A 13704-nucleotide genomic window follows, 5' to 3' on the forward strand; every position below is an offset into this window, starting at 1 on the left:
TCGAGCTACTCCGGAAACAGCAGGTTGTCGACGGCGATGGTGGTGTCCGCATAGCGGACCGGGATGTGGTCGCCGGGCCGGTACTCTTTGCGAGTCCGGTAACCCGTGGGTATCGGTTCGGTGTGCTCGTAGATCACGGTTCTCGTGACTACCCAGTAGGTCGAATACCCGGCGCGGCCATACAGTTTCGCTTTGACTCCGAGGTCTTGCATCACCGTTTCGTCGGAGATTTCGATGACCAGGAGCACATCAGCCGGATCCCACACAGCGATTTTCGAACCGATCAAATCGACCTGATCCGCGTCTGCCCGCAGTACCCAGCAGTCGGGATCGGGTAGCGACTGGGCGGTGGGCAGCGTCTCGCTGGTCACCTCGACCCCCTTGGTCGGAAGCTCCCGCGCGATGCGAAACACCGCTCGGCCGTGCCACGACCCGATAACCACCGGCCATACCTCCCCCTCGACGAGTTCGACACGATGGTCGAACGCGCCCGCCTCCCACGCGCGCAGGAACTCGCTGCGCGTCCAGCGGTAGGCGATCGAAGCCTCGGTCATGCGATCAGGGTACCGTGCCGCCGATCGCGCAGCCATCGGTCGCAGACCTGTTCGCCCAGGTAATGCTCGTGATCGAACAAAGAGAGGGCGGACGTTCGAACCTCCGGCGAACCGTGTGTGGGCTCGGTGCGCGTGTCGCCGACGTGGGGCAAGATCAGGCGCGGATCGCGGACGCTACCGGCCTGATGTCGCCCACCCATGCCACAGACGGAAGTATGGCGGCATGCTGCGCAGTTTTCAGGTGACCAATCACAGATCGCTGGCCGACGAGCAGGAGTTGCGGCTCACCAGAGGAAGCGGGCCGGTGGCGGTGCCGGTGACCGCCGTGCACGGCGGCGCCGCTGCGGGCAAGACGAACCTGATCGATGCGCTCGGGCAGATGCGCGACGCGGTGTTGCACTCGGTGACCGGGTGGGACCCGTACGCGGGCCCGGTGCGGGCGCCGCACCTCGGATTCCCGGACCGGCCTTCGGAGTTCGTGGCGGCGTTCGTCGCCGAGGGCGTGCCGTATACCTACGGGTTCCGGCTGGACAACGCCGACGTGACGGCGGAATGGCTGCACACCCATCCGCGCTCGCGCAAGCGAATCGTGTTCGAGCGCAACGGGGAACAGATCAAGATCGGCCCGATGTTCGAGGCCGCGCGCTACGGGATCACCGCCCTGGCTCCGCTGGTCCGCCCGAACGCGTTGCTGCTCAGCCTCGCCGGTCAGATGTATTCCGACGCGCTCGTGCCCGCCTACCGCTGGTTCGATTCCATGCTCGAAGTGCAGCGCGGTCCCGCTGAACCCGACGCCATCGCCCATCGGCTGGGCAGTCACATCTCCCGATCCCCGGACAACGCGGCGCGGCTGCTGATGCTGCTGCGCACGGCCGAGTTGGGCATCACCGACCTGCTCGTCGCCGAACACGACCCGTTGTACGCCGACTACCTGCGTGATCTGGACGCCGACATCGCCGGTCTGGGCAAGCAGATCGATTTGTGCGCCTCCTCGCCCGGCCACGCCGACCAGTTGCTTCGCGACAACGGCCTGACCCCGGTGCTGCTCGAACGTGAGCTGACCAATCTGAAGGCCGCGCGCGACGCCTTGTACACGCGCATGGTGGCCCGGCGCGGTGTCGGCCTGAGCCTGGTGCACGACGGCATCGACGCCCCGTTCGGCATCGGCGACGAATCCTCCGCAACGCTGTCGTTGCTGCGGGTCCTGCCCGCCATGCTCGACGCGCTGGACGAGGGCCGTGTACTCGCCGTCGACGACATCGGCGCGTGCCTGCCCGCGGAGGAGACCGATCGGTTGATCCAGCTGTTCCAGAATCCGGAGACGAATGCGCGCGGGGCGCAGTTGATCTTCACCACGAACAATCGGACGCTGATCGATCGGGGCAACGGACGATCGCAACGCACCCGCACATCGGTCTGGCAGGTCCGGCGCACGGCTCAGGGCGCCAGCGAGCTCACGCCGGTGTGACGCGACTTAGCATGGGGGCATGTTGGAGTTCGTCGCGCTGGTAACCCTGACCGCGGTGCTGGTGTCGCTGATCGTGTTCACCATCCGCGGCAAGCGGGGCTACCGCCCGGCGAACCCGGAGGAGGGGACGCTGTACGTCACCGGTGTGAGCCCGCGCCCCGACGCGACGGGCGAACAGTACGTGACCATCACCGGGAATCTGAGCGGTCCTTCCGTCTCCGGCAAGGTCGTGTACGGCCGTTTCGCCTGGGACACGAGTTCCTGGCCGTCGATCGGCGACCTGCTCACCGTCGTGTATCCGGCGGGCAAGCCCGACCGCTGGCAGATTTCTCGTCCCGGCTGAGCGGTCGCCGTGCCGTAGCCCACACTATGGTCGATGGCATCATGCCGGATATGGATGAGCGGGACGCGGGTGTCGTCGTCCGGGCGGCGCGGCCCGAGGAGTACGCGACGATCGGCGAGTTGACGGTGGAGGTCTACGTCGGCGAAAGCTACGTGGAAGCGGGCAGCTGGTACGCGGGCGAGCTGGCCGACACCGCCCGCCGCGCCGCCTCGGCCCGGGTCCTGGTCGCCACGCACGCGGGCCGGATCGTCGGCTCGCTGACGGTCGCACCCGCGGGTAATCCGTACGCGGAGATCGCGCTGCCTGGTGAACTCGAGTTCCGCATGCTCGCCGTCGCGAAGACCGCGCGCGGACTCGGCGCCGGGACGGCACTGGTGCGCAGCGTGCTCGATCTCGCCCGCGCGGAAGGTTGCGCGGCGGTCGCCCTCACCACCATGGCCGCCATGGTCGACGCCCGGCGGATATACGATCGCTTCGGCTTCCTCCCCGTACCGAGCCGGGACTGGCGTACTCCCGCGGGGGAGCTGCTGCATGTGCTCCGGCTACCGCTCGGCCCTTCTGGCGATTCCGCCTAGGTAGTCGTCCGCGGCGCGGAATCCGCTGCGCCGCTTGTGAATCAGCCGAGGACGGTGGCGACTATCCCGGCGAGGTAGCCGAGCCGGGCCACCTCGGAGGGCCGGAAGTCGGGGCCGCCCGGCCTGCCGAGCAGCAGCACCTTGCCGGTGTTGCCGAGCGGAGCGGCGGCGAGTTTGGTGTCCATGTCCCGCCAGATCTCGGGCACCCAGTCGGCTTCGGGGTCGAGCACCGTCGGCTTCTCCAGCGGCATCCACGGTGCCGAACCCGCTTGTGTCTGTGGCGCACTCGGGCTGCCGACCACCCGGTAGGCGCCGTGCGGCCCGATGTCGATGATCGTGCTCCAGCCGACCCGCAGCACCCGCGGCACACCGTCCACCAGCACCTGCATCCGGTCGTCGCGAGCGCTGGCCACGTGATCGATGAGCTCGAGCTCGCGATGGGTGTCGAGCACGCCGGAGTACGGGCGGATCGAGTCCACGTGCACGTCGCCGATCGATTCGGCGGCGGTGATGAGGGTGTCGGGGAGTGCGCCGGAGGGCACCTCGACGACCAGATCGTCGACGGCGTAGCCCGCGCCGCGCTCGACCACGTCCAGCGAGAGGATGTCGGCACCGACGGAGCCGAGTGCGAGGGCGAGCGCACCGAGGCTTCCCGGTCGATCCGGAAGTTGCACGCGGAGCAGATACGACACGTGCGTTTCCTTTCTTAGGGCGGCCGAGGCTCTGAACGGATACCCGGGTGACGCAATACTTACACCCCTTACGGCCGGTTATCGAGTCGAAGACCGGCGAGTGACGCGCGCCACTCGATGAATTCGCGCGAAACCGGCGTGTCGGGCTAGTCCGAGCGGCCGTGTCGCGCGCCGGAGGGGGTTGCCGGGGGCCTGCTGGGCGATGGTTCCTCCGCCGCGCCGACGAAGCCCGGGTGCCGGGTGGTGACCCGGTCCCCGGTGGCTAGGCTGTGTGGGTTGAGCACTGTTGATAACGAAGCCGAAAGGGGTCCCGCGGTGCCCGCCATCTCCCGCGACGAGGTCGCACACCTCGCCCGGCTGTCCCGGCTCGCGCTGTCCGACGCGGAACTGGATCAGTTCGCCGGACAGCTGGATTCGATCCTGAGCCACGTGCGGACCATTTCCGAGGTAGCCGCCGCCGACGTCCCGGCTACGGCGTCGCCGAACCCGGCGACCAATGTGACCCGTCCCGACGAGGTGGTGCCGGGCCTGACCCCGCGGGAGGCGCTGTCGGGCGCGCCCGCCGTGGACGAGCAGCGGTTCATGGTGCCGCAGATTCTGGGGGAGGGCGAATGAGCGCAGCATCGCATCACGATTCCGTCTTGACGACGCTGTCGGCGGCCGAGCTTGCCGACAAGATCCACGGCCGCGAGCTGTCCTCGGTCGAGGTCACCCAGGCGCACCTGGACCGGATCGCCGCGGTCGACGGCGAGTACCACGCCTTCCTGCACGTCGCGGGAGAGCAGGCGCTAGAGGCCGCGGCCGCGGTGGACGCCGCGATCGCCTCCGGCGCCGAGCCCGCCTCGCCGCTGGCCGGAGTTCCGTTGGCGCTCAAGGACGTGTTCACCACCACGGACATGCCCACCACCTGTGCGTCGAAGATCCTCGAGGGTTGGGTGTCGCCGTACGACGCGACCCTCACCACGCGGTTGCGCGCGGCGGGGATCCCGATCCTCGGCAAGACCAACATGGACGAGTTCGCCATGGGCTCCTCCACCGAGAACTCCGCCTACGGTCCCACCCGCAACCCGTGGGACACCACCCGCATCCCGGGCGGTTCGGGCGGCGGCTCCGCGGCGGCGCTGGCCTCGCACCAGGCCCCGCTGGCCATCGGCACCGACACCGGCGGATCGATCCGCCAGCCCGCGGCCGTCACCGCCACCGTCGGCACCAAGCCCACCTATGGCACGGTGTCGCGCTTCGGCCTGGTCGCGTGCGCGTCGTCGCTGGACCAGGGCGGTCCGTGCGGTCGAACGGTGCTGGACACGGCGCTGCTGCACGAGGTGATCGCCGGATACGACCCGCGCGACTCCACCTCGCGCGACGTGCCGGTGCCGCCGGTGGTGGCCGCCGCGCGCGCCGGGGCGCAGGGCGATCTGCGCGGCATCAAGATCGGCGTGGTGAAGGAACTGCACTCCGACAGCTACCAGCCCGGCGTGCTCGCCTCCTTCGACGCCGCTGTGGCGGTGCTGAAGGATCTCGGCGCCGAAGTGATCGAAGTGTCCTGCCCGCATTTCGAATACGCGCTGTCGTCCTACTACTTGGTGATGCCGTCGGAGGTGTCGTCGAACCTCGCGCGGTTCGACGCGATGCGCTACGGCCTGCGCGTCGCCGACGACGGTCAGCACAGCGCCGAGCAGGTCATGGCGGCCACGCGCGCGGCCGGGTTCGGCCCCGAGGTCAAGCGGCGCATCATGATCGGCACCTACGCGCTGTCGGCGGGCTACTACGACGCCTACTACGGCCAGGCGCTGAAGGTGCGCACGCTGATCGCCCGCGACTTCGACAAGGCCTACGAGCAGGTCGACGTGCTCGTCTCGCCGACCAGCCCGTTCACGCCGTGGAAGCTGGGCGAGAAGGTCGACGATCCGCTGGCCATGTACCTGTCGGACCTGTGCACCCTCCCGACCAACCTGGCCGGTCACCCCGCCATGTCGGTCCCCTCCGGGCTGAGCAAGGACGACGGCATGCCCGTCGGCCTCCAGATCATGGCCCCCGCCCTCGCCGACGATCGCCTCTACCGGGTGGGCGCGGCCTACGAGGCGGCCCGCGGTCCCGTCGCCTGATATTTCGCACCCCGAGCCGCTCGGCTCACCGCACCCGCGGTCCCGAGCGGCTCGGTGAACAATCAGGCGGGCCAGGTGAATTCGGGGTCGCCGGCGTAGTCGGCGCGGCGTTGATCCAACGCGAGTGCGACCATCTGGTGCGCGCCAGGCCCGATGATCTTGCGTAGCGGCGGGTTCCGCATGTTCACCAACTCGATCAGACCCGCAGCGCCGACCTCCGGAGGCGCTTCGATCCACTCGGACTCGGTGTCGGCGCCCGATTCGACCGGGGCGGCGGGCTCGTTCGGTGTGTTCGCCGGCTCGGCTTCGGTCGACTCCGTTCCGGTCGCCTCGGCCGGGTAGTCCGGCATGCCCAGGATGGCGTTACGTACCGGCGCATAGGCGGGAATGCCGCTGGCGAATCGCATGCTCGACTTGGCCCAGTCGGTGTCGAAGCCGCCCATCTGCGCGAGCGTGACCCGGATGCCGAAGGGGCGCAGTTCGTCCGCGAGCGAGGCGCTGAATCCCTCCAGTGCCCACTTGCTCGCGTTGTACAGCCCGAACAGGGGCAGACTGCCCACGGCCCCGACCGTGGAGATCTGCACGATGTGCCCCGAACCCTGCGTGCGCAGATGGGGCACTGCCGCTTGGGAAACCCAGAGGGCGCCGAAGAAGTTGGTGTCCATCTGGTCGCGGATCTGCGTCTCGGTCAGTTCCTCCACGGCGCCGACCAAGCCGTAACCCGCGTTGTTCACCAGCACATCGATCGTGCCCGTCAGCGCGAACGCCTTGTCCACGGTGGCGATCACGCCGGCGCGGTCGCGAACGTCCAAGGGCAACACGGTGAGACGGTCGTCGGCAATGCCCGCGAGGGTCTCCGGGTTTCTGGCGGTCGCGACGACGCGATCCCCCTCGGCGAGCGCGGCCGTCGTGAAGGCGCGGCCGAGTCCGCGGCCTGCGCCGGTGATGAACCACGTTCTGGTCATGGGCGATCCTTTCGTCGCGAGACGCTCCGTCTCGTCGGATACCGTGCCAAGTCGCTCGCGCCTTGTCAAGACGAGACGTTTCGTCTCGTCATCTGCTACCATGACGGCATGCCCGAGACTCCCACCGCCGCGCGCCGCAGCGAGCGCTCCCGTGCGGCGATACTCGCCGCGACCGCCGAGCTGATCCGTGAGGTGTCCTACGCGAAGCTGGGCATCGAGGCCATCGCGGCCCGTGCGGGTGTCGGCAAGCAGACGATCTACCGCTGGTGGCCGTCGAAGGGGGCGGTGGTGTTCGATGCCATGCTCGAAGCCGATTCGGGGCCGGAGGGTCCGGCGCTACCGGACACCGGCGACATCGCCGCCGATCTGCGCCAGTTGCTGCGCGGTTCGATCGTCGCGCTGACCGATCCCGGGTTCGAATCCTTCCTCCGCGCGATGTACATCGAGATCCAGCAGGACGCCGAGTTGGGCGCCGCCTACCGTGAGCGTTTGCTGCTGCCCCAGCGCGCCGCTGTCGCCGACCGCTTGGCCGCCGCCGTCGCCGCAGGCGAAGTGCGCGCGGATCTGGATCTCGAGCTCGCCATCGATCTGCTGCTCGGTCCGGTGCAGATGCGGTGGTCCCTCGGCCTCGGTGGTCTCACCGAGGACTATGCCGACGCCGCCCTCGACGCCGCGCTGGCCTATCTGCGTGCCTGAGTCCGCGGGTGTCTACTCGATCAGACCGGCGTTGGACGGGAGGGTGGCGTCCCCGGCTTCCAGGCTCTGCACGATCGGCGCGAGATCGCTGGACCCACTCGTGCGGGCGTCCGCGGCGAATTCCTGCCACGTCGTCGGCGCGTCGCCCTCGATGACCGGATCTTCCAGGCCGACGTCGTAGTCATCGTCGTCGAAAGACTGCTCGGTGGGGCTGATCGATCGTCCGTCAACTGGGCGGTCTCCTTCGCGTTCGCAACAGTTTCCCCGGTCCGGTCGGACGGCTGGACGGCGGCCCTCAGGAAGCGCGCAGCGATTCGGCCCGCTTCTTGATGCCGTCGGTCATGCCCTCGAAACCCCGGCGCAGATTCTTGCCCAGCGATGCGACGACCACGGGGTGCAGCCATCCGCCGAGTTCGAAGTGCGATTCGTAGCGCGTGCGGTTGTCCGGCAGCGGCGTCACAGTGTGCGAGCGCAGGCTGTGCAGCGCGCCGAGGGGCACGGGTTTCATCGAGTAGCTCAGCTCGCTGCCGGGGGTGTGCGAGCGGATCCATTCCCGCTGCTTGCGCGGCTTCGAGCCGGAGACCTGGACGAGCATGTCGATCGGCTCGCCGGGCACCAGCGAACTGCGGCACTCCGTGACGAAGGGATTCCATTCGCCGTAGTGCGGGAAGTCGGTGATCACCTGCCACACCAGGTCGGCTGGGGCGTCGATGTCGGCGGCGAGGTCGATGACGAAGGCCATGAAGAAATTAGAACATGTTCTATGGCGGTCGCTGGCGAGTGGCGTGCCGAACAGCTCAGCACGAGCCCATCGCCGTCCCTTGATCCTGGCCGTACCGGTGGCCGTGGCCCGGCGGAGCGTGCAGCGCGGCGAGCAGATCGGCGGTGGTCTGCGCGAAGCTGAGCACCGGAAGCCATTGCGGAACCGGAGCGTCGACGCGGGCGCCGGTCAGGTCGGGCGCACGCCACAGCTGGGAAAGCGACCAGTGGATCACCGGATCCGAGCTATTGGCCAGCACGGTCGCGCCGGCGCGGTGGACATTGTCGGCCGGTGGACCCGCCCAAAGAACCGCGCAGGTTCGGTCGTCCTGCTCGGCGTCGTCGGCGAAGACGGCGTTGCCGCCCAGAGCGCCCAGGCTCTGCCCGTACAGGTACAGCTTCGGCTTGTGCGCGAGGCTTTGGATGTGGCGCTCGACGGCGGTGAACAAGTTGCGAGCGGCCGTCACCGCCGATTCCCGGCCGAACACGAACGTCGCCCAGCTCGGGAGATAGGAGTATTGCAGCCCGACCAGCGCCACGTCACCGCCGAAGCGCCGATCGAACCCCGCCACGGCGTTCGCGTCGATCCAGCCCGATCCGGTGGGCACCGTGACGACCAGGTGCGAGCGCGCGAAGCCGCCCGACCGTTCCAGTTCCCGGATCGCCAGCGCGACGCGGCTGTCCAGGTCGGGTGCGGAGGCGACCCCGACGTAGACCCGCACGGCGCGCACCGACGCGTCGCTCACGAATTTGCGCCCCTCGGCGCCCAGCGACGTCCAGCTCACCGCCGACTCCGCGCTACCCGACCCGGCGTGCGAAACCGGTCGCACCAGAGTGGGATCCAGCTCGGCGTTGGCCCGCGCGTACGCCGCCTCCCGCCATCCGACCACCGCGGGCACACCGACCAGGTACAGCAGCACCGCCGCGACGGCGGCCAGCGAGACGCCCCGCGACCAGCCCAGTTTCCGCCAAGACCAGGCGATCGAGCGGGTGGCGGCGGCGAACAGCCCGACGATCAGCGCCGCGCCGAGCGCGCAGCGCACCCAGTAGTCGGCGCCGATCGGCGGCGTGCCCATCGCGGCGCGCAGCCGGTTCTGCCAGTGTCCCGCGTTCGCCGCCGCTCCCGCCACCAGCACCGATATCGCGATCAGCAGGGGCAGCCGCAGCCACGCATGGTGCCGATCGAAGTCGAAACCCCTTCGCCGCACGATGATTCGCAGCGTTCCGGCCACGCCGAGCGTCAGCGCCGCGAGGAGCCCGGTCAGCACGGCTTGCGCGCCCGGTGTGCGAGGGAGCAGACCCGGGGCCAACGACGCCAGTGTGCCGAGCCCGATGCCGAGTGTCGTGCCGATCCGCGGCGGTCGTGCCTGGAGTCGGAGACGGCGGTTCGGGAACGCCGTCATCGCCGCACCGTTGCCGCGACGGACGCAGGTGGCGGGCAATCCGCGAGTCCGGAGCCACGCCGCCGGTTGTGGACGACGAGAGCCGCGCTCAGACCGGCGATTCCGGCGACGAGCACGCCGAGCAGCTTCCAGCTCGACGCGGAGTCGGACTCGGCGGCGTCGAACAGGGGCTCGACCACCGGTACGCCGTAATCCTGCCGCCGCGAGTTCAGATCGACCGCGGTGTTCGCGATCGATGCCATCGCATCGCAGCGGGCGCGGGAGAACGGGTCCACGCGGGTGGCGCAGGCCTGGTGCATCTGCCGGTCCAGCGACGCGTCGAGGGCCTGCCGCGCCCACGGGCCCAGCGGTTCGCCGCGCTGGTCGGCGTAGCGCAACAGGTCGTAGCCGAGGTCATGGGCCTTGCACGCGGTGTCGAACTCGGCGGGCAGCGTCACCGGGGACGAGCAGTCGCCGTCCGGATCGACCAGCAAACCGTCCACCGTGCTGGGCCGGTAACCGAACGACGCGACGAAGTCCGCCGGGATCGCGGTGAGCGCGTCGGGGCCACCGGCGGCCAGCTCGGCGACGGCGGCGCTCGCCTGCGGGCTCTCGATCGGCGCGGCCGCCGCGGCGGCCTGCGGGGCGGGGGAGAGGAAGACCGTCGCCGCCACGGTGGTCAGCGCGGTCGCGGTGAGCGCGGCGTAGCGTCGCGTGTGCGCGGTGACGGAAGAGGCTGCGGCGGAATGATTTCGGGCTCCTACGGCCGAAGCGAACCGGGTCTTGCGCCCGGCGCTGGTCGGTGTGCTCATGGCGACGACGTTAGGGGCCGGCTTTCCGGTCCCGCCTCACGCCCGGGGAGGTTTCGCGCGCCGTGCCGCCGGGGGAGCCGCCGCGCCGCCTCACACCGGGGTATCGGGGCGGAAATCACCCGTGGGTATGAGGCCGCGGTGAACTGGGAGTTCCTAGTGTCGTAGGCATGAACCGAGAAAGTCGCGGCTGGACGCGACGGCTGGACGCGCGGACCTGGTTCGACCTGGGCACGGTGCTGGTCGCGCTGATCTGGTACGCGGTGGCCTGGCCGACCCTGCACCTGACCCACGCGGTGCCCGCCGCGGCGCAGCCGTTCATCGCCGCGCTCGCCGCGTTCCCGGTGCTGCTGGTCCGGGTCAACCCGGCGCTGGGCTGGGCCATCTCGGCGGGCTCCGCGCTGGTGATCGCGCTGGCGATCCCGCATCAGCCGAACAACGACCTGCCGTTCCAGGTCGTGCACGTGCTCTGTGTGCTGGTGCTGTTGTTCGCGGTGGCATTGCGCGCCCCGGGACAGATCGTGGCGGTGTCCTGGGCGGCGACCGCCCTGCTGTTCGCGACCACCATGCCCGGCGAGGGCGAAGCGTTCGCGAACGCCGCGTGGGGCTGGCCGATCGCGCTGGGCGCGCTGGTGCTGTTCGGACTGCTCGTCCGCTGGCTGGCGCTGTCGCGGCGGCAGCTGGTGCGCCAGGAGGAGGAGAACGAACTCGAGCGGGCCCGCCGGGCCATCTTGGAGGAGAAGGCGCGCATCGCCCGCGATCTGCACGACGTCGTGGCCCACCACATGTCCTTGGTGGTGGTGCAGGCGCAGACCGCGCCGTACCGGGTCGAGGGCGTCACCCCGGCCGCGCGCGCCGAGTTCGAGTCGATCGGCGCCACAGCGCGCGAAGCGCTCAACGAGATCCGCGGCATGCTGGGTGTGCTGCGCAGCGACGGCCAGTTGCCCGAGCACGCGCCCCAGCCGAAGGCGGCCGACGTGATCGGCCTGTTCGAAGGCGCGCGCCGCGCTGGTGTCCGCATCGAGTGGACCGTCGAGGGTGCGCTGGACACGATCCCGGAGACCACCGGCCTCGCCTTGTTCCGCGTCGTGCAGGAATCACTGTCCAACGCCTCCCGGCACGCCCCGGGCGCGCCGGTCCAGGTGCGCATCGCCCGCGACGCGGAGCTGCTGCTCGACGTCGAGAACGAGCCGGGGGCCACGCCCGCCCGGACGGTCGGCAACGGCGGCCACGGCATCGCGGGTATGCAGGCGCGAGCGCTGGCCGTGGGCGGCGAGGTGACGGCGGGGCCGCGCGCGGACGGCGGATTCCGGGTCCACGCGCGCTTCCCGCTCACCGTGCCGGAAGCGGCTGCCGCAGTTGTCGGTGCAGGCGCGCTGCACGGCGAACCAGGACGCTGAGCACCGCCGGGAGGATGCGCAGTGCGCTGCGGGTTCCTGCGGATGCCGATCGGAGGCAGCGACGGAAGGCAGGTGCCGCCGTTGCACAAAGCACCCGAGGCTGCCGGGCACGACACCGAATCGGGAGTTGAGCGGTGTCGAGACATCGCATCAGAGCAGACCGTGGCCGCAGCGCCCGAGCGGCGATCAGATGTGCTGGCCTGGGACACGGGCCGAGCGTGCCCGTCGATGCACAGTCGGGACGGTGGGCCCCTGGCATGCTCGTGCGTCCGGTCGGCGCGACGCGCAGTCGTACGGGGCAATTAGGGTGAGCTGGTGGCAATTACGGTGTTGATCGCCGACGACCAGGCGATGGTCCGTCAGGGGTTCGGGGCGCTGCTGGCCGCGCAGCCGGATATCAGCGTGGTGGGCGACGCGGCGGACGGCAAGGTCGCGGTGGCCGAGGCGAAGCGGCTGCGCCCGGACGTCGTGCTGATGGATGTGCGTATGCCGGAGATGAACGGGCTCGACGCGGCCCGCGCCATCCTGGCGGCCGGGTTCGACCCGCCGGTGCGCGTACTGATGCTCACCACCTTCGACATCGACGACTACGTCTACGAGGCGCTGAGCCTCGGCGCCAGCGGGTTCCTGCTCAAGGACGCGCCCGCCGAGGAACTGGTCCGCGCGGTGCGGGTGGTCGCCGACGGTCAGGCGCTGCTCGCGCCCACGGTCACCCGCAGACTCATCGCCGACGTCACCCGCCGCCGCAGCGCCGCCCGCGCCAAGCCGTCGCCGCAGCTGTCCGCGCTGACTCCCCGGGAGCGGGAAGTGCTGGAACTGATCGCGAAAGGCATGTCGAACTCCGAGATCGCCGAAACCCTGTTCGTGGCCGAGCAAACCGTGAAAACCCATGTTTCCAAGGTGTTCTCGAAGCTGAATCTGCGCGACCGGGCGCAAGCCGTGGTGCTGGCCTACGAAACCGGCTTGGTCACCCCGGGCTGAGCCGGGTCACATCGGCGGGCAGGACCCGCCGCGCAGTTCGTCGAGATGACCGCCGAGCATCCGCGCCATCCGGCTCAGGATGGTGGTGGAGTCGTCGAAGCTGCCGGAATCGGCCGTCGCCGCCAGCGCGACGGCGACCATGCCGGACCGCACCGGCACCAGGCCGAACTGGCGGACGGTGTAGACGCCGGTGTCGTCGTCGGGACCCCAGCCGCCTTTGAAGGCCGTGCCCTCCAGGACGCCAAGACCCCATGCCTGCTCGGGCGTTATCTTCGTCATCAGCTCGGTGACCTGGAACGACTCGGGCAGGCACGGCAGCCGGGAGGCGAAGCGGGCTTGATTGGCCAGCGTCCATTCGGTGCCGCCGAAGGAGGTGTAGTCCAAGGTGGTGCGCGGGCCCGCCACCCCGGTCGTGGCGTCGCCCGCCTCGTCGATCACGTCCTGCACCGCCTTGGCCGCTTCCAGCCCGTCGCCGAGCGATTGCCACAGCGCCTCCGCGGCGTCGTTGTCCGACCACGTGATGGCCGCCTCCACGTCGTGGATGATGCCCTCCTGCGGGTCGTGCCGCAGCGCCGCGATCGCGAGCGGCACCTTGATCGTCGACCACGCGATGCCGCTGACCCAGTCGCCGAAGACGGTCATCCGGCCCCCGCCGACGGGGATGATCGCCATGCCGACCTGTCCGCCGAGCTGGGGCTGTAACTGGGTGAAATCGGCGGCCAGCGAGTCGGGCATGGATATGGCGAGCCGCGGCCGCCACGCCCCCGCGGTGTCGACGACGACCGCCGGGGGATCGGTGTCGGCCCGATTGCCGGGAAGCAGCGTGCACGAAGTCAGCGTGAGCAGCACCACCATCGCTGCGGCGCGCAGCACCGAACGACACGACGAAGCGGATCCCGTCGACCTCACCACCGAGTCCTCCCCACCACCGGTGACGCGTCGCGCTGTAGAACGGCGGTGCAAAATATCTCATCG

15 protein-coding genes are annotated in these 13704 nt (G+C 69.8%); 8 read left to right on the forward strand and 7 right to left on the reverse strand.

Annotated features, from left to right (window positions below):
* Window positions 1-5: 5 nt before the first annotated feature.
* Complete coding sequence (locus ABZW96_RS29000; RefSeq protein ID WP_355078795.1) at window positions 6-554, reverse strand: Uma2 family endonuclease; 549 nt, start codon at window positions 552-554, stop codon at window positions 6-8.
* Between the two features lie 223 nt (window positions 555-777).
* Here ABZW96_RS29000 and ABZW96_RS29005 point away from each other — a divergent pair, with 223 nt between their 5' ends.
* Genes ABZW96_RS29005 through ABZW96_RS29015 form a run of 3 tightly spaced genes read left to right on the forward strand, consistent with a single transcriptional unit; the run spans window position 778 to window position 2940 of the window.
* The gene (locus ABZW96_RS29005; protein WP_355078796.1) at window positions 778-2022 is read left to right on the forward strand and encodes an ATP-binding protein; all 1245 of its coding nucleotides are present in this window, start codon (window positions 778-780) and stop codon (window positions 2020-2022) included.
* A 19-nt stretch (window positions 2023-2041) separates the two neighbouring features.
* A complete protein-coding gene (locus tag ABZW96_RS29010) occupies window positions 2042-2365 on the forward strand; it encodes a hypothetical protein (protein ID WP_355078797.1) in 324 nt (107 codons plus the stop codon).
* Window positions 2366-2406: 41 nt separating this feature from the next.
* The gene (locus ABZW96_RS29015) at window positions 2407-2940 is read left to right on the forward strand and encodes a GNAT family N-acetyltransferase (protein WP_355078798.1); all 534 of its coding nucleotides are present in this window, start codon (window positions 2407-2409) and stop codon (window positions 2938-2940) included.
* 41 nt (window positions 2941-2981) lie between these two features.
* On the opposite strand, the gene ABZW96_RS29020 is transcribed toward ABZW96_RS29015, so the two are convergent.
* On the reverse strand, window positions 2982-3632 hold the full coding sequence (locus ABZW96_RS29020; protein ID WP_355078799.1) for an amino acid-binding protein: 651 nt from the start codon (window positions 3630-3632) through the stop codon (window positions 2982-2984).
* Window positions 3633-3947: 315 nt separating this feature from the next.
* Here ABZW96_RS29020 and gatC point away from each other — a divergent pair, with 315 nt between their 5' ends.
* On the forward strand, window positions 3948-4247 hold the full coding sequence (gene gatC / locus ABZW96_RS29025; RefSeq protein WP_067797657.1) for an Asp-tRNA(Asn)/Glu-tRNA(Gln) amidotransferase subunit GatC: 300 nt from the start codon (window positions 3948-3950) through the stop codon (window positions 4245-4247).
* Complete coding sequence (gene gatA / locus ABZW96_RS29030) at window positions 4244-5737, forward strand: Asp-tRNA(Asn)/Glu-tRNA(Gln) amidotransferase subunit GatA (protein ID WP_355078800.1); 1494 nt, start codon at window positions 4244-4246, stop codon at window positions 5735-5737. The genes gatC and gatA overlap by 4 nt, the downstream gene beginning before the upstream one ends.
* 62 nt (window positions 5738-5799) lie before the next feature.
* Here the strand turns inward: gatA and ABZW96_RS29035 are convergent, their stop codons facing one another.
* Window positions 5800-6702, reverse strand: coding sequence for an SDR family NAD(P)-dependent oxidoreductase (locus ABZW96_RS29035; protein ID WP_355078801.1), 903 nt, complete (start codon window positions 6700-6702; stop codon window positions 5800-5802).
* A 108-nt stretch (window positions 6703-6810) separates the two neighbouring features.
* Between ABZW96_RS29035 and ABZW96_RS29040 the strand changes: the two genes are divergently transcribed.
* Window positions 6811-7398 (forward strand): TetR/AcrR family transcriptional regulator, encoded by a 588-nt coding sequence (locus tag ABZW96_RS29040; RefSeq protein ID WP_355078802.1) that lies wholly within the window; start codon window positions 6811-6813, stop codon window positions 7396-7398.
* A 295-nt stretch (window positions 7399-7693) separates the two neighbouring features.
* On the opposite strand, the gene ABZW96_RS29045 is transcribed toward ABZW96_RS29040, so the two are convergent.
* Genes ABZW96_RS29045 through ABZW96_RS29055 form a run of 3 tightly spaced genes read right to left on the reverse strand, consistent with a single transcriptional unit; the run spans window position 7694 to window position 10351 of the window.
* A complete protein-coding gene (locus tag ABZW96_RS29045; protein WP_355078803.1) occupies window positions 7694-8140 on the reverse strand; it encodes an SRPBCC domain-containing protein in 447 nt (148 codons plus the stop codon).
* Between the two features lie 55 nt (window positions 8141-8195).
* The gene (locus ABZW96_RS29050; protein WP_355078804.1) at window positions 8196-9560 is read right to left on the reverse strand and encodes an alpha/beta-hydrolase family protein; all 1365 of its coding nucleotides are present in this window, start codon (window positions 9558-9560) and stop codon (window positions 8196-8198) included.
* Window positions 9557-10351, reverse strand: coding sequence for a hypothetical protein (locus ABZW96_RS29055; RefSeq protein WP_355078805.1), 795 nt, complete (start codon window positions 10349-10351; stop codon window positions 9557-9559). The genes ABZW96_RS29050 and ABZW96_RS29055 overlap by 4 nt, the downstream gene beginning before the upstream one ends.
* A gap of 167 nt (window positions 10352-10518) precedes the next feature.
* On the opposite strand from ABZW96_RS29055, the gene ABZW96_RS29060 reads away from it, so the two are divergent.
* Entirely contained in the window at window positions 10519-11748 is a 1230-nt protein-coding gene (locus tag ABZW96_RS29060) for a histidine kinase (RefSeq protein ID WP_355078806.1), read from the forward strand.
* A 315-nt stretch (window positions 11749-12063) separates the two neighbouring features.
* The gene (locus ABZW96_RS29065; RefSeq protein WP_039799687.1) at window positions 12064-12729 is read left to right on the forward strand and encodes a response regulator transcription factor; all 666 of its coding nucleotides are present in this window, start codon (window positions 12064-12066) and stop codon (window positions 12727-12729) included.
* A 6-nt stretch (window positions 12730-12735) separates the two neighbouring features.
* Here ABZW96_RS29065 and ABZW96_RS29070 read toward each other — a convergent pair whose 3' ends face one another.
* Complete coding sequence (locus tag ABZW96_RS29070; RefSeq protein WP_355078807.1) at window positions 12736-13638, reverse strand: hypothetical protein; 903 nt, start codon at window positions 13636-13638, stop codon at window positions 12736-12738.
* Between the last annotated feature and the right edge of the window lie 66 nt (window positions 13639-13704).

The sequence above is a fragment of the Nocardia sp. NPDC004168 genome (genome assembly GCF_040610355.1).
In the GTDB taxonomy this organism is placed as follows: domain Bacteria; phylum Actinomycetota; class Actinomycetes; order Mycobacteriales; family Mycobacteriaceae; genus Nocardia; species Nocardia sichangensis.